Annotated in this window: 24 protein-coding genes and 1 pseudogene; 14 read left to right on the top strand and 11 right to left on the bottom strand. The window is 59.3% G+C overall.

Translation table 11 applies throughout. The annotated features are described in order from the left end of the window. The first annotated feature begins 5 nt into the window (after positions 1 to 5). The 5 genes from lolA (at position 6) to cysG (ending at position 5,161) form a co-directional block, all read left to right on the top strand. Complete coding sequence (lolA, locus tag J0G10_RS19100; RefSeq protein WP_220556478.1) at positions 6 to 626, top strand: outer membrane lipoprotein chaperone LolA; 621 nt, start codon at positions 6 to 8, stop codon at positions 624 to 626. Positions 627 to 773: 147 nt separating this feature from the next. After that, on the top strand, positions 774 to 2,096 hold the full coding sequence (locus J0G10_RS19095) for a replication-associated recombination protein A (RefSeq protein ID WP_034155144.1): 1,323 nt from the start codon (positions 774 to 776) through the stop codon (positions 2,094 to 2,096). Further along, the gene (crcB, locus tag J0G10_RS19090) at positions 2,096 to 2,470 is read left to right on the top strand and encodes a fluoride efflux transporter CrcB (protein ID WP_095048067.1); all 375 of its coding nucleotides are present in this window, start codon (positions 2,096 to 2,098) and stop codon (positions 2,468 to 2,470) included. The genes J0G10_RS19095 and crcB overlap by 1 nt, the downstream gene beginning before the upstream one ends. A 15-nt stretch (positions 2,471 to 2,485) precedes the next feature. Continuing rightward, positions 2,486 to 3,766: a serine--tRNA ligase gene (serS, locus tag J0G10_RS19085; protein ID WP_007908080.1), complete on the top strand. Its 1,281-nt coding sequence runs from the start codon at positions 2,486 to 2,488 to the stop codon at positions 3,764 to 3,766. Further along, complete coding sequence (gene cysG / locus J0G10_RS19080; RefSeq protein ID WP_095124500.1) at positions 3,767 to 5,161, top strand: siroheme synthase CysG; 1,395 nt, start codon at positions 3,767 to 3,769, stop codon at positions 5,159 to 5,161. Positions 5,162 to 5,293: 132 nt separating this feature from the next. On the opposite strand, the gene J0G10_RS19075 is transcribed toward cysG, so the two are convergent. From J0G10_RS19075 to J0G10_RS19040, 8 genes are all read right to left on the bottom strand, one after another. After that, complete coding sequence (locus tag J0G10_RS19075) at positions 5,294 to 6,295, bottom strand: glutathione S-transferase family protein (protein WP_220556477.1); 1,002 nt, start codon at positions 6,293 to 6,295, stop codon at positions 5,294 to 5,296. Positions 6,296 to 6,386: 91 nt separating this feature from the next. Beyond that, complete coding sequence (locus J0G10_RS19070) at positions 6,387 to 7,388, bottom strand: glycosyl transferase family protein (protein ID WP_220556476.1); 1,002 nt, start codon at positions 7,386 to 7,388, stop codon at positions 6,387 to 6,389. Beyond that, entirely contained in the window at positions 7,385 to 7,720 is a 336-nt protein-coding gene (locus J0G10_RS19065; RefSeq protein WP_095124503.1) for a TusE/DsrC/DsvC family sulfur relay protein, read from the bottom strand. Before J0G10_RS19065 ends, J0G10_RS19070 begins: the two co-directional genes overlap by 4 nt. Continuing rightward, positions 7,717 to 8,010, bottom strand: coding sequence for a sulfurtransferase complex subunit TusB (gene tusB, locus J0G10_RS19060; protein WP_099756634.1), 294 nt, complete (start codon positions 8,008 to 8,010; stop codon positions 7,717 to 7,719). Before tusB ends, J0G10_RS19065 begins: the two co-directional genes overlap by 4 nt. Then, positions 8,010 to 8,366: a sulfurtransferase complex subunit TusC gene (gene tusC, locus J0G10_RS19055; protein WP_095048061.1), complete on the bottom strand. Its 357-nt coding sequence runs from the start codon at positions 8,364 to 8,366 to the stop codon at positions 8,010 to 8,012. The genes tusB and tusC overlap by 1 nt, the downstream gene beginning before the upstream one ends. 1 nt (position 8,367) lies before the next feature. Next, positions 8,368 to 8,760 (bottom strand): sulfurtransferase complex subunit TusD, encoded by a 393-nt coding sequence (gene tusD / locus J0G10_RS19050; RefSeq protein WP_220556475.1) that lies wholly within the window; start codon positions 8,758 to 8,760, stop codon positions 8,368 to 8,370. A 200-nt stretch (positions 8,761 to 8,960) separates the two neighbouring features. Continuing rightward, complete coding sequence (locus J0G10_RS19045) at positions 8,961 to 9,665, bottom strand: YoaK family protein (protein ID WP_095048060.1); 705 nt, start codon at positions 9,663 to 9,665, stop codon at positions 8,961 to 8,963. Between the two features lie 25 nt (positions 9,666 to 9,690). Continuing rightward, positions 9,691 to 10,020, bottom strand: a complete 330-nt coding sequence (locus J0G10_RS19040) for a DUF6388 family protein (RefSeq protein ID WP_095124704.1) — start codon at positions 10,018 to 10,020, stop codon at positions 9,691 to 9,693. Between the two features lie 134 nt (positions 10,021 to 10,154). On the opposite strand from J0G10_RS19040, the gene J0G10_RS19035 reads away from it, so the two are divergent. After that, entirely contained in the window at positions 10,155 to 10,505 is a 351-nt protein-coding gene (locus tag J0G10_RS19035; protein WP_093434342.1) for a hypothetical protein, read from the top strand. 116 nt (positions 10,506 to 10,621) lie between these two features. Here J0G10_RS19035 and J0G10_RS19030 read toward each other — a convergent pair whose 3' ends face one another. Further along, positions 10,622 to 11,047, bottom strand: coding sequence for a GNAT family N-acetyltransferase (locus J0G10_RS19030; protein WP_095048058.1), 426 nt, complete (start codon positions 11,045 to 11,047; stop codon positions 10,622 to 10,624). A gap of 147 nt (positions 11,048 to 11,194) precedes the next feature. On the opposite strand from J0G10_RS19030, the gene J0G10_RS19025 reads away from it, so the two are divergent. From J0G10_RS19025 to J0G10_RS19010, 4 genes and pseudogenes are all read left to right on the top strand, one after another. Beyond that, positions 11,195 to 11,632 (top strand): hemerythrin domain-containing protein, encoded by a 438-nt coding sequence (locus J0G10_RS19025; RefSeq protein WP_093434348.1) that lies wholly within the window; start codon positions 11,195 to 11,197, stop codon positions 11,630 to 11,632. A gap of 221 nt (positions 11,633 to 11,853) precedes the next feature. Further along, positions 11,854 to 12,489 (top strand): lytic polysaccharide monooxygenase auxiliary activity family 9 protein, encoded by a 636-nt coding sequence (locus J0G10_RS19020; RefSeq protein WP_099756632.1) that lies wholly within the window; start codon positions 11,854 to 11,856, stop codon positions 12,487 to 12,489. Positions 12,490 to 12,532: 43 nt separating this feature from the next. Beyond that, positions 12,533 to 13,534 (top strand): annotated as a pseudogene (locus J0G10_RS19015) (chitinase); the annotation flags it as partial. A 152-nt stretch (positions 13,535 to 13,686) separates the two neighbouring features. Further along, positions 13,687 to 14,274 carry an NUDIX domain-containing protein gene (locus J0G10_RS19010; protein WP_095124508.1) on the top strand — a complete coding sequence of 196 codons (588 nt, stop codon included), beginning with the start codon at positions 13,687 to 13,689 and terminating at the stop codon, positions 14,272 to 14,274. A gap of 98 nt (positions 14,275 to 14,372) precedes the next feature. Here J0G10_RS19010 and J0G10_RS19005 read toward each other — a convergent pair whose 3' ends face one another. Beyond that, the gene (locus J0G10_RS19005) at positions 14,373 to 14,888 is read right to left on the bottom strand and encodes a methylated-DNA--[protein]-cysteine S-methyltransferase (RefSeq protein ID WP_095048054.1); all 516 of its coding nucleotides are present in this window, start codon (positions 14,886 to 14,888) and stop codon (positions 14,373 to 14,375) included. 154 nt (positions 14,889 to 15,042) lie between these two features. Here J0G10_RS19005 and ggt point away from each other — a divergent pair, with 154 nt between their 5' ends. From ggt to J0G10_RS18990, 3 genes are all read left to right on the top strand, one after another. Continuing rightward, positions 15,043 to 16,770, top strand: coding sequence for a gamma-glutamyltransferase (ggt, locus tag J0G10_RS19000; protein WP_093441230.1), 1,728 nt, complete (start codon positions 15,043 to 15,045; stop codon positions 16,768 to 16,770). Positions 16,771 to 16,836: 66 nt separating this feature from the next. Further along, entirely contained in the window at positions 16,837 to 17,370 is a 534-nt protein-coding gene (locus J0G10_RS18995) for a cysteine hydrolase family protein (RefSeq protein ID WP_095048053.1), read from the top strand. 196 nt (positions 17,371 to 17,566) lie between these two features. Beyond that, entirely contained in the window at positions 17,567 to 18,580 is a 1,014-nt protein-coding gene (locus tag J0G10_RS18990; protein WP_220556473.1) for a lysozyme inhibitor LprI family protein, read from the top strand. A gap of 19 nt (positions 18,581 to 18,599) precedes the next feature. Here the strand turns inward: J0G10_RS18990 and J0G10_RS18985 are convergent, their stop codons facing one another. Continuing rightward, positions 18,600 to 19,244, bottom strand: coding sequence for a TetR/AcrR family transcriptional regulator (locus J0G10_RS18985; RefSeq protein ID WP_093441219.1), 645 nt, complete (start codon positions 19,242 to 19,244; stop codon positions 18,600 to 18,602). A gap of 143 nt (positions 19,245 to 19,387) precedes the next feature. Here J0G10_RS18985 and J0G10_RS18980 point away from each other — a divergent pair, with 143 nt between their 5' ends. Further along, positions 19,388 to 19,846, top strand: coding sequence for a GNAT family N-acetyltransferase (locus J0G10_RS18980; protein WP_095048050.1), 459 nt, complete (start codon positions 19,388 to 19,390; stop codon positions 19,844 to 19,846). Positions 19,847 to 19,890 lie beyond the last annotated feature (44 nt).

The raw sequence follows: 19,890 nt of genomic DNA, 5'->3' as shown, positions 1-19,890 counted from the left end.
CTCCCATGCGTCTTATCCGCATGCTGCTGCCAGTACTGGCGCTGACCACTCTCACGGCCCACGCCGATCAAAAGGACGTGGCGCGTCTGACCCAATTGCTGGAAACATCCAAGACCCTGAGCGCGAACTTCTCGCAGCTGACCCTCGACGGCAGCGGCACGCAGTTGCAGGAAACCACCGGCAACATGACCCTGCAGCGTCCGGGCCTGTTCTACTGGCACACCAATGCGCCAAACGAGCAGACCATGGTTTCCGACGGCAAGAAAGTCACCCTGTGGGACCCGGATCTGGAACAGGCGACCATCAAGAAGCTCGACGAGCGTCTGACCCAGACCCCGGCGCTGCTGCTGTCCGGTGATGTGTCGAAGATCAGCCAGAGTTTTGATATCAGCGCGAAAGAGGCGGGCGGCGTGATCGACTTCACCCTCAAGCCGAAAACCAAAGACACTCTGTTCGATAACCTGCGTCTGTCGTTCCGCAACGGTCTGCTCAACGATATGCAACTGATCGACAGCGTCGGCCAGCGCACCAACATCCTGTTTACCGGCGTTAAGGCCAACGAGCCGGTATCGGCATCGAAGTTCAAGTTCGACATCCCCAAGGGTGCCGACGTGATCCAGGAATAAACACGTAAACCCTGTGGGAGCGAGCCTGCTCGCGAAAGCGATATTTCATCCAGCATTAATAGTGGCTGATACACCGCTTTCGCGAGCAGGCTCGCTCCCACAAGGGCAAAGATCGACCTGATCAAATAGAGGTTTCAACGCTACGTGATGGATCTGTTTCGCAGTGCACCGATTGCCCAGCCACTGGCCGCGCGTTTGCGTGCGACCAATCTGGATGAGTACGTCGGTCAGGAGCACGTGCTCGCTCGCGGCAAGCCTCTGCGTGAGGCGCTGGAGCAGGGTGCCCTGCATTCGATGATCTTCTGGGGGCCGCCCGGAGTGGGTAAAACCACTTTGGCGCGGTTGCTCGCGGAAGTCTCCGATGCGCACTTCGAAACGGTCTCGGCAGTGCTCGCCGGGGTCAAAGAGATCCGTCAGGCTGTTGAAATCGCCAAGCAGCAGGCCGGCCAGTACGGCAAGCGCACGATTCTGTTCGTCGATGAAGTGCACCGTTTCAACAAATCCCAGCAGGATGCGTTTCTGCCGTACGTTGAAGACGGCACGCTGATCTTCATCGGCGCCACCACCGAAAACCCTTCCTTCGAACTCAACAATGCTCTGCTGTCGCGTGCCCGCGTCTACGTGCTGAAAAGCCTCGACGAAGCGGCGCTGCGCAAACTGGTGCATCGCGCACTCACTGAAGAGCGTGGGCTGGGCAAGCGCAACCTGACGCTCAACGATGAAGGCTTCCAGATGCTGCTGTCCGCCGCCGATGGCGATGGCCGGCGTCTGCTCAATCTGCTGGAAAACGCCTCGGACCTGGCTGAAGACAACAGCGAAATCGGCACCGAGTTGCTGCAGAGCCTGCTCGGCGATACGCGTCGGCGTTTCGACAAGGGCGGCGAGGCGTTCTACGACCAGATATCGGCGCTGCACAAGTCCGTGCGCGGCTCCAACCCCGACGGTGCACTGTACTGGTTTGCGCGAATGATCGACGGCGGTTGCGATCCGCTGTACTTGGCCCGACGCGTGGTGCGTATGGCTAGCGAAGACATCGGCAACGCCGACCCGCGCGCCCTCAGCCTGTGCTTGGCGGCGTGGGAGGTGCAGGAGCGTCTCGGCAGTCCGGAAGGCGAGTTGGCCGTGGCCCAGGCCATCACCTATCTGGCCTGTGCGCCGAAAAGCAACGCGGTGTACATGGGCTTCAAAACCGCGCTGCGTGCCGCCGCTGAAAACGGTTCGCTGGAAGTGCCGTTGCACCTGCGCAACGCACCGACCAAACTGATGAAACAATTGGGCTACGGTGACGAATACCGCTATGCCCACGACGAGCCGGACGCTTATGCCGCTGGCGAAGACTATTTCCCGGAAGAGCTTGATCCCATCCCGTTCTACCAACCGGTGCCGCGTGGCCTGGAATTGAAGATCGGCGAGAAGCTCAACCACCTCGCCCAACTCGATCGTTTAAGCCCTCGGCAGCGGAGAAAATAGTGTTTCCATTGATCATTGCGGTCTCCGCCGGCGGGGTTGCCGGCACCTTGTTGCGCTTCGCCACCGGTAATTGGGTCAACGCCAATTGGCCGCGGCACTTCTATACCGCGACGCTGGCCGTTAATATCGTGGGCTGTCTGCTGATTGGCGTGTTGTACGGCCTGTTTTTGATACGCCCGGAAGTGCCGATCGAGGTACGCGCCGGGTTGATGGTCGGCTTCCTTGGGGGGCTGACGACATTTTCATCCTTTTCACTGGATACGGTGCGCCTGCTGGAAAGCGGGCAAGTGCCGCTGGCCCTGGGCTATGCGGCACTCAGCGTATTCGGCGGGCTGCTCGCGACGTGGGCTGGCCTGTCTTTGACCAAACTTTGATAACGAGAAACCGACATGCTCGATTCCAAACTGTTACGTAGCAACCTTCAGGACGTAGCGGACCGCCTGGCTTCCCGTGGCTTTGCCCTGGATACCGCGCGCATCGAAGCGCTGGAAGAACAGCGTAAGACCGTCCAGACCCGCACCGAAGCACTGCAGGCTGAGCGTAACGCGCGTTCCAAATCCATCGGTCAGGCCAAGCAGCGCGGCGAAGACATCGCGCCGTTGATGGCGGACGTTGAGCGCATGGCGGGCGAACTGAGTGCCGGTAAAGTCGAGCTGGACGCGATCCAGACCGAACTGGACTCGATCCTGCTCGGTATCCCCAACCTGCCGCACGAATCCGTGCCGGTCGGCAAAGACGAAGACGACAACGTTGAAGTGCGCCGCTGGGGCACGCCGACCGCGTTCGACTTCGAAGTGAAAGATCACGTTGCCCTGGGCGAGAAGTTCGGCTGGCTGGATTTCGAAACCGCCGCCAAGCTGTCCGGTGCGCGTTTCGCCCTGCTGCGTGGCCCGATCGCGCGTCTGCACCGCGCCCTGGCGCAGTTCATGATCAACCTGCACGTCAACGAGCACGGCTACGAAGAGGCTTACACGCCTTATCTGGTTCAGGCGCCGGCGCTGCAAGGCACCGGTCAACTGCCGAAGTTCGAAGAAGACCTGTTCAAGATCGCTCGCGAAGGCGAAGCCGATCTGTACCTGATCCCGACCGCTGAAGTGTCGCTGACCAACATCGTTGCGGGCGAAATCGTCGATTCGAAACTGCTGCCGATCAAGTTCGTCGCGCACACTCCGTGCTTCCGCAGTGAAGCCGGTGCATCGGGCCGTGACACCCGCGGCATGATCCGTCAGCACCAGTTCGACAAAGTCGAAATGGTCCAGATCGTTGAGCCATCGACTTCGATGGAAGCGCTGGAAGGCCTGACCGCCAACGCTGAAAAAGTCCTGCAATTGCTCGGTCTGCCTTACCGCACCTTGGCGCTGTGCACCGGCGACATGGGCTTCAGCGCGGTCAAGACTTATGACCTCGAAGTGTGGATCCCGAGCCAGGACAAGTACCGCGAAATCTCCTCGTGCTCGAACTGCGGCGACTTCCAGGCCCGTCGTATGCAAGCGCGTTTCCGCAACCCGGAAACCGGCAAGCCTGAGCTGGTGCACACCCTGAACGGTTCCGGTCTGGCGGTTGGTCGTACGCTGGTTGCCGTGCTGGAAAACTACCAGCAGGCCGACGGCTCGATCCGTGTGCCGGACGTACTCAAGCCGTACATGGGTGGCCTTGAGGTCATCGGCTAAATGAAATATCTGCCGCTGTTTCACAACCTGCGCGGCAGTCGTGTGTTGGTCGTCGGTGGGGGGGAAATTGCCTTGCGCAAATCCCGCCTGCTGGCCGATGCCGGTGCGCTGCTGCGGGTGGTCGCACCTGAAATCGAAACGCAACTGCGTGAACTGGTCGCCGCTTCTGGCGGTGAATGCCTGTTGCGCGGTTACGTCGAAGCGGATCTCGACGGTTGCGGGCTGATTATTGCCGCCACCGACGATGAGACGCTGAACGCCCAAGTCTCCACCGATGCGCACAAGCGCTGCGTGCCGGTCAACGTGGTCGACGCGCCTGCCTTGTGCAGTGTGATCTTCCCGGCGATCGTCGACCGTTCGCCGCTGATCATAGCCGTGTCCAGCGGCGGCGATGCGCCGGTGCTGGCGCGTTTGATCCGCGCCAAGATCGAAACCTGGATTCCATCGACCTACGGCCAATTGGCCGGGCTCGCCGCGCGTTTCCGCAATCAGGTGAAAAGCCTGTTTCCGGATGTGCAGCAGCGTCGTGGTTTCTGGGAAGACGTGTTTCAGGGGCCGATTGCCGACCGGCAACTGGCCGGGCAGGGCGCCGAAGCCGAGCGTCTGCTGCAAGCCAAGATCGATGGTGAAGCCATGGTCACGACCGGTGAGGTGTATCTGGTCGGGGCAGGCCCGGGCGATCCAGACCTGCTGACCTTCAAGGCGTTGCGTCTGATGCAGCAAGCCGACGTGGTGCTGTACGACCGCTTGGTGGCGCCAGCGATTCTTGAGCTGTGCCGTCGTGATGCCGAGCGGGTCTACGTCGGCAAACGTCGGTCTGATCACGCCGTGCCACAGGATCAGATCAACCAGCAACTGGTCGACCTGGCCAAGGCCGGCAAGCGTGTGGTGCGGTTGAAGGGCGGTGATCCGTTTATCTTCGGCCGTGGTGGCGAAGAGATCGAAGAACTGGCCGCTCACGGCATTCCGTTTCAGGTTGTGCCGGGTATCACGGCGGCCAGTGGTTGCGCGGCATATGCCGGGATTCCGCTGACGCATCGTGATCACGCGCAGTCGGTGCGCTTTGTTACCGGCCATCTGAAGGACGGCTCCACCGATCTGCCTTGGGCCGACCTTGTCGCGCCGGCGCAGACGCTGGTGTTCTACATGGGCCTGGTCGGGTTGCCGGTCATCTGCGAACAACTGATCAAACATGGTCGTTCAGCCGATACCCCGGCGGCATTGATTCAGCAGGGCACCACGGTCAATCAGCGCGTCTTCACCGGCACGCTGGCTGACCTGCCGCGACTGGTGGCGGAGCATGAAGTGCATGCGCCGACACTGGTCATCGTCGGTGAAGTGGTGCAACTGCGCGAGAAGCTGGCGTGGTTCGAAGGGGCTCAGGCGCAGGTCTGAAAACCGAGTTGACCCCATCGCTGGCAAGCCAGCTCCCACAGGTTTTGTGTTGAAGCTGCAATCTTCAGTATCACCAAAATCCCTGTGGGAGCTGGCTTGCCAGCGATGGGGCCCTCAAAAACAATACAAATCTCAGCCCCGGTACCAAACCCCTTTGCCGCTCAAACGCGCCCGATCATGGGCCACGGTGAAATCCTGCTCCGGCCCTTTCGGCACAACCCCTGTCGGATTGATCGTCTTGTGACTGCCGTAGTAGTGGTTCTTGATGTGCTGGAAATCCACCGTCTCGGCGATCCCCGGCCACTGATACAGCTCACGCAGCCAGTTCGACAGATTCGGGTAATCGGCAATCCGCCGCAGGTTGCACTTGAAGTGGCCGTGGTACACCGCGTCAAAACGAATCATCGTGGTGAACAAACGGATGTCCGCTTCCGTCAGGTACTCACCCGACAAGTAGCGATTGGCACCCAGCAGCCGGTCCAACTGATCCAGCTCGGCAAACACCTCATCGAACGCTTCTTCATAAGCCTGTTGCGACGTCGCAAAACCTGCGCGATACACGCCGTTGTTCACCGCCGGATAAATCCGCTCGTTCAGCGCATCGATCTCGTCGCGTAATGGCGCCGGGTAGAGATCCAGATCATTGCCGGTCAAACCATCAAACGCGCTGTTGAACATGCGGATGATCTCCGCTGATTCGTTGCTGACGATGCGCTTGAGCTTTTTGTCCCACAGCACCGGCACGGTGACGCGGCCGGTGTAATCGGCAGTGTCGGCGGTATAGCGCTGATGCATGAATTCAAAACCATCGAGCTTATCGCCGGTTGAGCCGAGCGCCGTGTCGAAGGTCCAGCCATTTTCCAGCATCAACCAACTGACCACCGAGACGTCGATGAGACTCTCCAGCCCTTTGAGTTTGCGCAGGATTAGCGTGCGATGCGCCCACGGACAGGCGAGCGAAACATAGAGGTGATAGCGCCCGGCCTCCGCGGCAAAACCGCCTTCACCGCTGGGGCCGGGTTCGCCGTTGGCGGTTACCCAGTTGCGGCGCTTGGCCTGTTCGCGCTGGAAGGCGCCGTCCTTGCTGCTTTCGTACCACTTGTCCTGCCAGTGGCCATCGACGAGTAAACCCATGATCAAGACTCCGTAAACCAATAATCGTTGGAGTCGAGTCTATTCCGATGAGTTCGAACAAAAAGCGCAAAGATCGGGCGCGAATGATCGGTTAAATCGATTTGTTCCGCGCGGCCCAGTAGTGCTCGGCGGTTGCGAAGGCTTGCTCACGGCTTTGACCGAGGCCGCGTAAGGCCAGCGCCATGGTCGCAATCAACGCCATTTGCGGGTAACTGTCGACCATCTCGCCACGCCATACGGCTTTCAGGTGTTCGACGTCCAGGGTCGCCGGTTTGACGTGGCGTTGCGCCGACAATTGCGGCCATTCCTCGTCCCAGCTCTCGCCGCCGGTGGTGCCGTAGAGGTGGCTGTCGGCATCCGGGTTGATCTCGATTTCGCCGCCATCGCCTTTGACCACAATCGCCGTGTCGCCAAGCAAACCACTGGCATCGCGATGCACGGCTTGATACCCAGGATGGAAAATGCTTTGCAGGCCGCAACGCGCGCCCAGTGGATTGAGAATCCGCGCCAGGGAATGAATCGGTGAGCGTAGGCCCAAGGTGTTGCGCAAATCGATCATGTTCTGCAATTGCGGCGCCCAGTCCACCAGCGGCATGAAGGCCAGGCCACCGTTATCCAGCGCCGTGCCGACCTGCTGCCAAGTGCGGCACAGCGGAATGTTCAATTCACCAAGCAATTGCTCGCTGTACAGACGCCCGGCGGTGTGTGCGCCGCCGCCGTGCATGAAAATGCGCACGCCGTTCTGTGCCAGGCACTTGGCTGCCAGCAGATACCACGGCAGATGACGCTTCTTGCCAGCGTAAGTCGGCCAGTCCAGATCGACGTTCAGCGCCGGCGCCTGCAAGCGCTCGCGCAGGGCTTCGGTGAAGCCGGCCATCTCCTCGGCGCTTTCTTCCTTGTGCCGCAGCAACATTAGGAACGCGCCGAGCTGGGTGTCTTCAACCTTGTCGTCGAGCACCATGCCCATGGCTTCGCGCGCCTCTTCGCGGGTCAGGTCGCGAGCGCCACGTTTGCCTTTGCCAAGAATGCGCACGAATTGGGCGAACGGGTGTTCGGCAGGGGTTTCGAGGGTCAGCGCTGGAAAGTCGGTCATAAGCAATTCGTCGGTTTGGGCAGGCCCGCCAGTTTCGCGGCGAGTTTGGCAGGGGTGCCTTTGAACAGTCGGTTGAGGTGCAGGCTGTTGCCTTTGTCCGGGCCGAGTTTCAGTGCGGTGTACTTGATCAATGGCCGGGTGGCCGGGGACAGCTGGAATTCGGCATAGAAGCTGCGCAGCAGTTCGAGGACTTCCCAGTGTTCGGGCGTCAACTCGATTTCTTCTGCGGCAGCGAGGGCGCTCGCGACGTCTGCCGACCAGTCGCTGAGGTCGACCAGGAATCCGTCCTTGTCCAGTTCGATGGCGCGGGCGCCGACGGTCATGGCATTCATAACCAGCTGTTGACCTTGTCGTGATGGATCGACAGCTCGACGAAGGCCGGGTAATCAATGGCCTCAGCCCAGTCCGGGACTTCGATGGCGCGAGCCTGTGCATCTTCGGCCAGAACCAACAATTTGATCTGGCGGCTTTGCAGTGCGGTGAACGGCGCGGTGCCCGGTTGCAGAGCATAGACCGCGTCGCCGGACAGCAACACAGCATCAGCGCTGCCGATCAGGCGCAGGCAACTGGTCAGGCGATCGTCGCCAAACGGGGAATGAGACAACACATGCAAAGTCGACATCAGAGGGTGATCACTTGGTCGTAACGGTCAATAAGGGCGGTGATTTGCTCGGCGGCCAGCGGCTGCGCTTCGTCCAGCGACAGAGTGCCGAGGCCACGAGTGCTGGCGCTCTCTGCGCAGTAGAACAACTCTTCGACACCAAACATCGGTAGCGCTTGCAGGTTAGCGCTCAAGTCTTTCTGTTGCAGGGCCTTGGCGCTCTGCCCGGCGGCGAGTTGTAAGACGCCATCATCGAGAAACAGCAAGCCAATGGGCAGATCGAAGGCGCCACCGGCCAGCACGATGTCCAGCGCTTCGCGGGCCGCGGGGCCAGACCATGGCGATTGACGGCTGATGATCAACAGGGATTTAGCCATCTCACGCACCTCCGAAGCAGATCAAGCGGTCAGCGTCTTGTACCGCGTCATGCAACTGACCGAGGCCGGACAATTCCCACGGCGCGCTGACGGAAACGGCGTCACGCTGATAGCGCTTGGCTTCTTCAGCGTTCAGCACGCCACGGCGCAGGGCGGCGGCGATGCACACCACACCGTCCAGCTTCTGTTCGCTGATGAACGTGCGCCATTGTTTGGGCAGGTCGAGTTCGTCCTGCGGCGTGACCACCGCGTCCGAAGCGTTGTAAACGCCGTCCTGATAGAAAAACAGCCGGACAATTTCATGCCCACCGGCCAGCGCGGCTTGTGCAAACAGCAGGGCGCGGCGCGAGGAGGGCGCATGGGCGGCGGAAAACAGCGCAATGGCGAACTTCATGACGGACTCGATCAGCAAAACTGCGGCCATGATAAAGCATTGCAGACCGCAAAGGATCGCAGCGCTTGCAGCGAAACACGATCTCTGTAGGAGCTGCGGTACGCTGCGATCTTTTGATCTTGATCTTTAAAAGCAAGATCAAAAGATCGCAGCCTCGTTTCACTCGACAGCTCCTACATGAGCGTTGGTTGAGGAGTCCGTTAACGGGGCATGTAGCCCAGTTGCCAGCGGCGCGGGATTTTCAGGGAGAACAGCCCGATGATTGCAGCCAGCAAACCGCTGACAAACATCGCCTGGAGTCCCAAGTGGTGTTCCAGCACCGCCCCCAGAATCGCGCCGATAAACATCCCGCTCCACGGCACCAGTTGCACCCGCCAGCCGCTGCGTCGTTCGCCGAGCATCCAGCGTCCCAAACCACGGCCGAACCGCGACAATGCGCCAGTCACGTAAGTCAGTCCGACCGGCAAGCCGTTCACCTCTTCAACCGACGCGTTGAGCATGCCCATCGCAATGATCGCCGCCATCAGCGCCGGCAGTTGGGTGTCGAATGGCCAGGCGGCCGCCGCACACAGCAGGGTGGCGATACACAGCAGCAGCGGCAGCGCCCGGCGGCCACCGAAACGGGCAACGATAACGCCCAAGGCGTTCCCGGCTATAAAAGTGGCGACGAGGATCAACAAACGCAGGGTCAGCCCGATATCACCATCGCTTATCGCCACGGCAAGTCGGGTGGTGTTGCCGCTCATGAACGAGACGAAGTCGCCGCTGGCCATAAAGCCGATGGCGTCGGTCATGCCGGCCAGTACCGAGAGGCTGGCCACCAGCGCCAGACCAATCCGCCCGCGCCACTTCTGAGTGTGCAGATGCCCGGGGCTGGCGCGGTGAGTCGAGGCGGATGGCAGCATCGGTAGAAGTGTCCTTGGGCGGCGGTTATGGTTCTATGCCATACAGATCGCAATACTCCGGCCAACCCATCCCGGCCATTTCCGCGACTTCACGGTGTACTTCCAACCGCTGCGCCTGATACTCCTCAGGCGAATCAGCCGTCAGTTGCAAGGTCAACTCCCAGGCAAAAAGTCCGAGACTTTCCGCTTCGGCCTCAAATGCTTCATGCAGTCGCTCCTCACGATACTGCGCCTGCGTTTCGCCTTTGGCCTGAGCCAGTAGCGGGTTGAGGTGGTCGAGGGATACGCGTAGTTCGGGACGCGCCTCGAGAAATACTTTCAGGGCGTGTTCATGTCGCTGGTCGGTAGGCGCCATGTGTTTTCCTTGTGAGGCTGATGACCTTAGGTTGCCGCAGCGGCCTGCGCCTGTCGCGCTATAAATGCAGTAAAGCAGAACGATTCCTGCTGCTGCGATGATACAGTCCGCTTTTTTCTGAATGAGCGAATGCAATGCGAATTCTGATGGTAGCGCTGGCCGCGACACTGCTGGCCGGTTGCGCAGGCTCGGTGATGGACGATGCTCGCACGAAAACCCCGTACAAAGTGTTGACGTCGGACAAAGCCGAAAAAGACGTGGCGCGTTGTGTGCAGTTCGGCTGGCAGGACGAAGCGGTGTTTGGCGTGGATGCGGCGGCGTATCTGGAACCGCGTAAATCGGGCGGTACGACGGTGTATACCCGTTCGGCAGAGTCTTTTGTCGATGTGCTCACCGAAGCATCGGGTACGACGCTGAATTACTACGCGCAGAAGGATGATTTTGTCGCCAAGCGCCGGTTGGCCGCGTTGGCGACTTGCCTCTGATCATGCGTTGACGTGGCTGTCGGCATCGTCGGAACGCCGCCCGGAGCAGGCTCAATCCTACCGTGGAATGCATTCCAAATGTGGGAGCGAGCCTGCTCGCGAAGGGGTCGGTACATTCAACCTACAAGTCGCTTCTGGAAAAAATGCCGCTTGTGCCCCGGCGGATAATCGACAATCTCACCAAACTGGCTGTACCCGAGTTTCTTGTAGAACTCCGGTGCCTGAAAGTCGAACGTGTCGAGCCATGCGCCGATGCAGCCTTTCTCCCGCGCCAGCTCTTCGGCCATGCGCATCAGTTTCGAGCCAATACCCTGGCCCCGGCCTGCTTCAGGCACTGACAGCAAATCGATGAACAACCACTGGCAGACCAGCCGGCCATAGAGTCCACCCAGAATCTGATCGTGATCGTCACGCACCAGCAGGGTGAGCGGTTCGGATACCGCGATCCCGGCCTTGGCCACGTTATAGGCATGCAGGGGGGCGAGAATCGCTTGGCGTTCTTCTTCTGTGGAATGTTGTGACAACTCGATGCGCAAGTTCATGCCTGACTTCCTTGTGGTTTGAACCCGCAGCCTATCCTGCCCGGCGGTGATCTTCCAAGCCCCTCTCAACCCGGTGGAACTGCCGCTCACGCGCCGGGGTCTAGCTTTTACAGCGTCATTCCAGCACGCGGTTGATGAGGATCCCCCATGAATATTTTCGAAGCCCTTCGCGAAAGCCATGAGCGCCAGCGTAGCTACGCCAAAACCCTGATCGAAACCAGCGGCGACACCCCGGAGCGGGTCGAGGCGTACAAACAACTCAAAGCCGAACTCCAAGCCCACGAAACCGCCGAAGAACGCCATTTCTACATTCCGTTGATGGAGCTAGACGAGGGTGTCGATCTGAGCCGCCATGCCATCGCTGAACACCATGAAATGGACGAGATGATGGAAGAACTCGACGAGACCGAGATGTCCAGTCCCGCGTGGTTGGCAACCGCGAAGAAGCTGTCGGACAAGGTTCATCATCATTTGAAGGAAGAAGAGCAGAAGTTCTTCCAGATGGCCGGCAAATTGCTCAACGAGAAACAGAAAGTACAACTCGCCGGGCAGTACGAAAAGGAGTTCAAGGCACAGTTGCCGTGAGTACTGAATGGCAGTTTTTGCAGCATCGGCGTGTAATCTTTTGGCGTCATCTCGGGTGGGTATTATCGTAAATGACTGGATATGCATCCAGTATTTGCAGTGTTTTGCTGGCCTTCATCCGCTGACTGCCACAAAACCGCCGATGGACAAAAAATTCGCCTCCGTTAGCTTGAAGGCCTCTCCTCGGAAAGGAGAGTTCTTAAATCAACGGAGTGAAAAACATGAATCAACCACAAGCACAAACCCAACTGCGACACGGTCGTGTCATTTCCCCTGCAAGCCGCGGTGCGGTCGCGATCGAGCAAGGATTGCTCGGCGCCTGGCAGGTTAACGAAATGGAAGGCGGCAAGAATTTCCCGGCGCTGGCAGCGGGGCCGTTTCCGGCGCCATACCAGAGCGACTCGGACAGTGTCACGCCACCGGCCGACGGCTATATCCTCAGCGGTGGCAAGAGTGATGCCCGCGACTGCGTTAACTTCACCCATGAAGAAATGAGCAAGAAACTCGGTCGTCCATTCACCTGGCCGCTGCTCAATGTCACCCCGGGACAAACCCTCGAAATCAAGTGGGAATACACCGCGCCGCACACCACTCGCGGCTATCGCTGGCTGATCACCAAGGACGGCTGGGACCCGAAACAGCGCATCACCCGTGCGCAACTGGAAAGCCAACCGTTCTTCGAGGACTTCTACACTCAGGTGCCGTATTACAGCTACCCGAATGAGCTGAAGGCCAAGGTCAATCACGCGGTGAAACTGCCGGCCAACAAAAAAGGCCATCACGTGATCGTGCTGATGTGGATCGTCGCCAACACCGGCAACGCTTTCTATCAGGCCTTCGACGTCGACTTCAAATAACGGCGCTGCGTCGCCAAACCCACACGTTCTGAAGGATTAGAACATGTCAAAAATCGATTTCTCTTTAGTGCAAAACGCCGCGAGCGATGCCGCCTCGCTGATGCCGAGCATTGCCGGCAAAAAGATCCTCATGGGCTTCTGGCACAACTGGCCCGCAGGCCCGAGCGATGGTTATCGTCAGGGCCGCTTCGCCAGCCTGTCGCTGGAGCAAGTGCCCAAGGAGTACAACGTGGTCGCGGTGGCCTTTATGAAGGGCAGCGGGATTCCGACCTTCAAGCCGTTCAACGTTTCCGATGCCGAGTTCCGCCGTCAGGTCGGCGTGCTCAACAGCCAAGGGCGGGCCGTGTTGATCTCCCTCGGTGGCGCCGATGCGCACATCGAGTTGCGCAGCGGTCAGGAACAACCGCTGGCCAATGAAATCATCCGTCTGGTGGAAACCTACGGCTTCGACGGCCTGGATATTGATCTTGAACAGAGCGCGATTGATTTCGCGGCCAACAAGACCGTCCTGCCGGCCGCACTGAAACTGGTCAAGGATCACTACGCAGGCCAAGGCAAGCACTTCATCATCAGCATGGCCCCGGAGTTTCCATACCTGACCAGCACCGGCAAATACCTTAGCTACCTGCAGGCCCTGGAAGGCTACTACGACTTCATCGCCCCGCAGTTCTACAACCAGGGTGGCGACGGGGTCTGGGTGCAGGAAGCCAACAACGGCGCGGGCGCGTGGATTGCGCAGAACAACGATGCGTTGAAAGAGGATTTCCTCTACTACCTGACCGAAAGTCTGGTAACCGGCACACGCGGCTTCACCCGCATCGCGGCGGACAAATTCGTCATAGGCCTGCCGGCCAACAACGATGCGGCGGCAACCGGTTATGTGATCGACAAAACCGTGGTCGGTAACGTCCTCAAACGTCTGGCGATCAAAGGGCTGCCGATCAAAGGCCTGATGACCTGGTCGGTAAACTGGGACAACGGCACCAGCAAGGACGGCGTGCCGTACAACTGGGAGTTCAGCCGGCGTTATGGGCCGTTGATTCACGGGGTTCGTTCAGTCGAGCAGGATATCGATGACTCGCGGTCGCACGTCGCTCGTTAGTTGCAAATAAAGAAGCCCGGTAGCGCTGCCGGGCTTTTTTTGTTGGCGCAATTATTCGACCATGGCGGCTTATTCAGGAAACAGGATCAAGCGTCATGTCCAACACAGCCGAGCGGGTCAGCATCGTCGACACTCAGGTGTTGTCCCACGACTGGTACCTGCTGAAGAAAATTACCTTCGACTATCACCGCAACAACGGTGAGTGGCAGCGTCAGACCCGTGAGGTCTACGACCGTGGTAACGGCGCAGCGATTCTGCTGTTCAACCGTGAAAAGCGCACGGTGGTACTGACCCGGCAGTTTCGTTTGCCGGTATTCGTCAATGGTCATGATGGTTTGTTGATCGAGGTGGCTGCAGGCTTGCTCGAGGGCGCTGCGCCGGAGCAGCGGATTCGCGATGAAGCCGAAGAGGAAACCGGTTATCGCGTGCACGATGTGAAGAAGGTATTCGAGGCCTACATGAGTCCGGGTTCAGTGACCGAGAAGCTGCACTTTTTCATTGCCGAATACGACGCGGCATCGAAGGTCAGCGAAGGTGGTGGTCTGGAAGAAGAGACTGAAGAACTTGAGGTGCTGGAGTGGAGCTTCGACGAAGCGCTGGCGGCGTTTCAGCGCGGCGAGATCTGCGACGCCAAGACCATCATGCTGTTGCAGTACGCGGCGATGAATAACGTGTTTACCTGATAAATCAAAAGATCGCAGCCTTCGGCAGCTTCTACAGGAAAACGCATTCCAGGGTAGGAGCTGCCGAAGGCTGCGATCTCTTGATCTGTGTTAACTGACTAAAACAAATCCCCGGTTTTGCCAACCGTCGACCAGTCGCCACCCTCCAGGGTCAGCAAGTGCTCTTTCGCCTCTAGCCCCCCGGCGAACCCGGTGAGCTTCCCCGAGGCGCCGATCACCCGATGACAAGGCGCCACAATGGAAATCGGGTTGCGTCCGTTGGCGGCGCCTACTGCCCGCACAGCAGCGGGATTGCCAATCTGTCTGGCAATCTGGCTGTAGGTGCGCGTCTGGCCGAAGGGAATGGTCAGCAGCGCCGCCCAGACCTTTTTCTGAAAATCGGTGCCAGCGAAATCCAGTTCCAGATCAAAACAGTCACGCGTCCCGGAAAAATATTCTTCAAGTTGTCGAGCCGTTCGAATCAGGATCGGATTGTCGTGTGCCTCGCTCATCGGCCCGAGGCGCACGCGGTCGGGTTTATCGTTTTCCCAGAGGATGGCCGCCAGTCGTGAGCCGTTCGCGACCAGCTTCAGCTCGCCGACGGGCGATGGCACGGTGATGAACGTATAAGACATGACGGCAGACTCCGGAGCAGGGCGGCAACAGCGCCCAGCATACTGCCTGATCGGGGAGGCGCAATACGCAAAGCCGACCATACTGCTTGGTGCTTTTGCAGCGTTCCCCCCCTCTGTTCTGCACAGACCCTGAAAACAAAAAAGAGATCGACTCATGAAGTACGAACCTTTGGCCAAATCGCTGATAGCGACCTCACTGGCACTCAGCTGTCTCATGGCTCACGCGGCGTCAGTGGCACCGGTTGCCGCAGAAAACGGCATGGTGGTCACCGCGCAACATCTGGCCACCCATGTCGGCGTCGACGTATTGAAAAGTGGCGGTAATGCCGTCGATGCGGCGGTCGCCGTGGGTTACGCGCTGGCGGTGGTCTATCCCGCAGCAGGCAACCTGGGCGGAGGCGGCTTCATGACCATTCAACTGGCAGACGGGCGCAAGACCTTCCTCGATTTTCGTGAGAAAGCACCACTGGCGGCCACTGCCAACATGTACCTCGACAAGGAAGGCAACGTCATTCCCGACTTGAGTACCCGTGGCCACCTGGCGGTGGGCGTGCCGGGCACCGTGTCCGGCATGGAGCTGGCGCTGAGCAAATACGGGACCAAACCGCGCAAGGAAATGATTGCGCCGGCGATCAAACTGGCGGAAGACGGTTTTGCGCTGGAGCAGGGTGACGTCGAGTTGCTGGAGTACGCCACCGACGTGTTCAAGAAGGACATGCGCGACTCCGGTTCGATCTTCCTGCATAACGGCGAGCCGATGCAGGTCGGGCAGAAACTGGTGCAGAAGGATCTCGGCAAAACCCTGCGGACCATTTCCGAAAAAGGCGCCGACGGCTTCTATAAAGGCTGGGTTGCCGACGCCATCGTCACCTCCAGCCAGGCCAACAAAGGCATCATCACCCAGGCTGACCTCGATAAATACAAGACCCGCGAACTGGCTCCGGTGGAATGCGACTACCGTGGTTATCACGTGGTCTCGGCGCCGCCGCCAAGCTCTGGCGGGGTAGTGATCTGCCAGATCATGAACATCCTCGAAGGCTATCCGATGAAGGATCTGGGCTTCCATTCGGCCCAGGGCATGCATTATCAGATCGAAGCCATGCGCCACGCCTATGTTGATCGCAACAGCTACCTGGGCGATCCGGATTTCGTCAAAAATCCGATTGAGCATCTGCTGGACAAGAACTACGCGACCAAACTGCGCGACGCCATCCAGCCGCAAAAGGCCGGCGTGTCGGCTGAACTCAAACCCGGCGTAGCCCCCCATGAAGGCAGCAACACCACTCACTACTCGATCGTCGACAAGTGGGGCAATGCGGTGTCGGTCACTTACACCCTCAATGACTGGTTCGGCGCGGGCGTGATGGCGAGCAAGACCGGGGTGATTCTCAACGATGAAATGGACGACTTCACCTCCAAGGTCGGTGTGCCGAACATGTACGGCCTGGTGCAGGGCGAAGCCAATGCGATTGCTCCGGGCAAGGCACCGCTGTCGTCGATGAGCCCGACCATTGTCACCAAGGATGGCAAAGTGGTGATGGTGGTCGGTACACCGGGCGGCAGCCGTATTATCACGGCGACTTTGCTGACCATGCTCAACGTCATCGACTACGGCATGGGCCTGCAGGAAGCGGTCGATGCGCCACGCTTCCACCAGCAGTGGATGCCGGAGGAAACCAACCTCGAAGACTTCGCCGCCAGCCCCGACACGAAGAAGCTCCTCGAGAGCTGGGGTCACAAGTTCGCCGGTCCGCAGGACGCCAACCACATCGCCGCGATTCTGGTGGGTGCACCTTCCCTGGGCGGTAAGCCGGTCGGCAAAAACCGTTTCTACGGCGCCAACGATCCACGCCGCAACACGGGCTTGTCACTGGGTTACTGAGGAGCGTAAAAAGGGGGCGGGCTTACGTCCGCCCCTGTCTCAAGGACTGATCAAGGAAGGCTCATCATGACCACCGCATTACTGATCATCGACGTCCAGCGCGCCCTCTGCTCGGGCGAATATCAGTGCTACGACATTCAGCGTGTGATCGACACCATCAACGGTCTCAGTGCTCGCGCACGCAAGGCTGGCGTGCGCGTGGTGCTGATCCAGCATGAAGAAGAGGACAGCCCGTTGGCCCATGGTGCCGAAGGCTGGCAACTGGCTGATGAACTGTTAACCGTCGCCAGTGACTTGCGCGTACGCAAGACCACCCGGGACTCGTTTTACCAGACTGACCTGGGTAAATTTTTGCCAAGCGAAGACTTCGAACGACTGGTTATTTGCGGTCTGCAAACCGATTACTGTGTCAATGCGACCGTACGCCGGGCCCATGAGCTGGGTTATGACGTAGTGCTTGCCGCCGACGCGCATTCCACCGTCGACAACGGCAATATGAGCGCCGAAGACATCATCGCCGAGCACAACAAGGATCTGGCGCATCTGACTGGCTCGGTGGCGCGTATCGACGTCAAACCCGCTGCCAGCATCACGTTCTGACCATCCACACAAAACCTGTAGGAGTGAGCCTGCTCGCGATAGCGGTGTGGCATTTGATGCAACATCGTCTGACCGAACGCTATCGCGAGCAGGCTCACTCCTACAGTGATTGCGAAATCCTGATTGCTATGTACATCAGGGATTTCCGCTGGCAGCACTGGCATACTGCGCGCCGTCCGAAGAATGGAATCTCTCGATGTTCGCTATCTCCCTGCGTCATGCCTTGGCGCTGATGTGCCTTGCGTTTGCCTCTATCACCCACGCCAGCAGTTTTGATTGCACCAGTGCCGCCAGCAAAACTGAAAAAGCCATTTGTGGCGACCCGCAGATCTCGCAACTCGATGAGAAGCTGGGCAAGCTCTGGCACTCGACATCGGCTGATGTCCCCGACGCCAAAGCCCTCAAGGCAGACCAGCGACAGTGGCTGAAAAACCGCAACGCCTGTGGCGATCAGACAGCCTGTTTGCGTCGGCAGTATTTAATGCGCCTGACCGAACTTGAACACGCCACCCAGCCCTTCAGTTGGGACGCGACCTGGCAGCTCATTCCGCCAGGGACCGCAACCTCGGCGACAGTCATAACCCAGCGCCGCGATCCCACGCACATCAGCATCGACATCACGGCGGCTGAGGGCGCCAACTCCGGTGATCTGGATGGCGTTGCCACACTCAAGGACGGTAAAGCCGTTTACTCGGAAGACCAGTGCACCCTGTTGTTCACCCCCATCAATGGTGTGCTGGATATTTCTATCGTCGGTGCAGGCGGATATTGCAGTGCCGGGTTGGGCGTCTACTACACCGGTCGTTTTGTCGCTTCGCAGCAACCGCTGACGCTGGATTACGACATGCTCAGCCTGGGCCTGGCGCAAACACCGGAAGAAAACCAGGCACTGCACACGTTGCTCAAGACTGATTATCAGACGCTGGTGGAAAAGTCCGGCTCGTTGATGACCGCTGAACCTTCCGCTGATGTGCCGGGTAGTCAGGTCTGGGAGATGTGGATGCGCGGCCTGGGTGGCACCGGCATCGTGATGCGGTCAGCCGATGGCCATTTCTGGGTCTTGTTGGTTACCTACGACAACACCGGACACTCGCGGCTGCGCTATTACACCGATGTTGCGAAATGGAAAAAACGTCTACCTGGCGCCTTGCACGACTGGAACGAGCGCATGAAAGATCATCTGGAACTCCCCGTAGACTTCATGCCCTGATCGGCGCAGCACTGCGCCATCACGTCGCAAACAACACCCCACGAATCTCGCCCACCCGCGGCGCTACGACCACGCCCTCCAGCACCATGCGCGTGATCGTCTGTGCCGCCGTTTGATAATCCTCGTCCTGCGGCACTTCGCGCCCCATGATCCGGCCCATCTGCCAACCGATATTGGTGTACGTGCGCGTCGCCGACCAGATGAACAGCATCAAATGCTCCGGATCCACCGGAGCGAGCAAACCGCGCTCGATCCAGCTGCGCAGACATTCAACGTTGCGCCGCGCTTCGGCCTGCAAAAGATCGCGGCACTCATCCGGCAACTGGCGACCGCCCAATAGCAACTCGCCACTGAATACCTTGGCAATCGCCGGATGTTCGCGGGCGATGCGAATGCGTGCGGCCACGTAGGCGCGCAGTCCCGTCAGCGGATCATCACTTTCACGCAGCACCGCCGAGGCTTCCAGCAGCGGCTCGACAAACCCCAGCAGCACTTTGCTGTAGAGGTTTTCCTTGCTCTGGAAGTAGTAATACAGATTGGCTTTGGGCACCCCGGCACGCGCCGCGATATCGCGGGTCTGGGTGGCGTTGAAGCCGTTGGCGGCGAATTCCTCGCTGGCAGCGGCGAGGATCAACTGCTCGTTGCGTACGCGGATGGCACTCATGGCAATACAGGTTGGCTGGACGGCATGGAAAGATTCTGGCGATTTCGGTTTCGCAATATACAAAACTATATAGCGATGAAGCCAGCACACTCGAAGGGCGGCGCTATGCTGGTTCGATCATTGACTGGAAACGGAGCGGGCACATGACCCTTCAGGCACTGCGGGCCGACGCGACACACCTGGATGCGGTGGCGCAGTTGTTCGACGCTTACCGAGGCTTTTACCAGCAGCCGTCGAACCTTGAGCAATCACGAACCTTCATCGCCGCGCGCATGGCCGACGATGAATCCGCGATTTTTCTGGTTCAGGATGAAAAGGGCGAGGCGCTGGGTTTCGTGCAGTTGTATCCGACGTTCTCGTCCATCGATGCCCACCGCACCTGGCTACTCAGCGACCTGTTCACCACGCCCGCCGCCCGTGGGCGTGGGGTTGGCCGATTGTTGATGAACACTGCACGCGACTTTGCCTTGGCGACCGGTGCCAAAGGGCTGGTGCTGGAAACCGCCACCGACAACTTCACGGCTCAAGGCTTGTACGAATCCCTCGGCTACGTGCGTGACAGCGGTTATTACACCTACAACCTCGACTTGCGGCAGGGCTGAGCAAAATTTTTTGCTGATTTCCTCAATTCAGGCTTTCGCCCGAA

Origin of the sequence: Pseudomonas germanica (genome assembly GCF_019614655.1) — a bacterium.
Lineage (GTDB): Bacteria > Pseudomonadota > Gammaproteobacteria > Pseudomonadales > Pseudomonadaceae > Aquipseudomonas > Aquipseudomonas neuropathica.
Note: the sequence above shows the minus strand (reverse complement) of the source record. Positions and strands in the feature narration are given on the sequence as shown.

Bases quoted from the DNA above. Each gene is read 5' to 3' on its own strand.
- lolA (WP_220556478.1), top strand. From the start codon at position 6: ATGCGTCTTATCCGCATGCTGCTGCCAGTACTGGCGCTGACCACTCTC.
- J0G10_RS19095 (WP_034155144.1), top strand. From the start codon at position 774: ATGGATCTGTTTCGCAGTGCACCGATTGCCCAGCCACTGGCCGCGCGT.
- serS (WP_007908080.1), top strand. From the start codon at position 2,486: ATGCTCGATTCCAAACTGTTACGTAGCAACCTTCAGGACGTAGCGGAC.
- cysG (WP_095124500.1), top strand. From the start codon at position 3,767: ATGAAATATCTGCCGCTGTTTCACAACCTGCGCGGCAGTCGTGTGTTG.
- J0G10_RS19075 (WP_220556477.1), bottom strand. From the start codon at position 6,295: ATGGGTTTACTCGTCGATGGCCACTGGCAGGACAAGTGGTACGAAAGC.
- J0G10_RS19070 (WP_220556476.1), bottom strand. From the start codon at position 7,388: ATGACCGACTTTCCAGCGCTGACCCTCGAAACCCCTGCCGAACACCCG.
- J0G10_RS19065 (WP_095124503.1), bottom strand. From the start codon at position 7,720: ATGAATGCCATGACCGTCGGCGCCCGCGCCATCGAACTGGACAAGGAC.
- tusB (WP_099756634.1), bottom strand. From the start codon at position 8,010: ATGTCGACTTTGCATGTGTTGTCTCATTCCCCGTTTGGCGACGATCGC.
- tusC (WP_095048061.1), bottom strand. From the start codon at position 8,366: ATGGCTAAATCCCTGTTGATCATCAGCCGTCAATCGCCATGGTCTGGC.
- tusD (WP_220556475.1), bottom strand. From the start codon at position 8,760: ATGAAGTTCGCCATTGCGCTGTTTTCCGCCGCCCATGCGCCCTCCTCG.
- J0G10_RS19045 (WP_095048060.1), bottom strand. From the start codon at position 9,665: ATGCTGCCATCCGCCTCGACTCACCGCGCCAGCCCCGGGCATCTGCAC.
- J0G10_RS19040 (WP_095124704.1), bottom strand. From the start codon at position 10,020: ATGGCGCCTACCGACCAGCGACATGAACACGCCCTGAAAGTATTTCTC.
- J0G10_RS19035 (WP_093434342.1), top strand. From the start codon at position 10,155: ATGCGAATTCTGATGGTAGCGCTGGCCGCGACACTGCTGGCCGGTTGC.
- J0G10_RS19030 (WP_095048058.1), bottom strand. From the start codon at position 11,047: ATGAACTTGCGCATCGAGTTGTCACAACATTCCACAGAAGAAGAACGC.
- J0G10_RS19025 (WP_093434348.1), top strand. From the start codon at position 11,195: ATGAATATTTTCGAAGCCCTTCGCGAAAGCCATGAGCGCCAGCGTAGC.
- J0G10_RS19020 (WP_099756632.1), top strand. From the start codon at position 11,854: ATGAATCAACCACAAGCACAAACCCAACTGCGACACGGTCGTGTCATT.
- J0G10_RS19010 (WP_095124508.1), top strand. From the start codon at position 13,687: ATGTCCAACACAGCCGAGCGGGTCAGCATCGTCGACACTCAGGTGTTG.
- J0G10_RS19005 (WP_095048054.1), bottom strand. From the start codon at position 14,888: ATGTCTTATACGTTCATCACCGTGCCATCGCCCGTCGGCGAGCTGAAG.
- ggt (WP_093441230.1), top strand. From the start codon at position 15,043: ATGAAGTACGAACCTTTGGCCAAATCGCTGATAGCGACCTCACTGGCA.
- J0G10_RS18995 (WP_095048053.1), top strand. From the start codon at position 16,837: ATGACCACCGCATTACTGATCATCGACGTCCAGCGCGCCCTCTGCTCG.
- J0G10_RS18990 (WP_220556473.1), top strand. From the start codon at position 17,567: ATGTTCGCTATCTCCCTGCGTCATGCCTTGGCGCTGATGTGCCTTGCG.
- J0G10_RS18985 (WP_093441219.1), bottom strand. From the start codon at position 19,244: ATGAGTGCCATCCGCGTACGCAACGAGCAGTTGATCCTCGCCGCTGCC.
- J0G10_RS18980 (WP_095048050.1), top strand. From the start codon at position 19,388: ATGACCCTTCAGGCACTGCGGGCCGACGCGACACACCTGGATGCGGTG.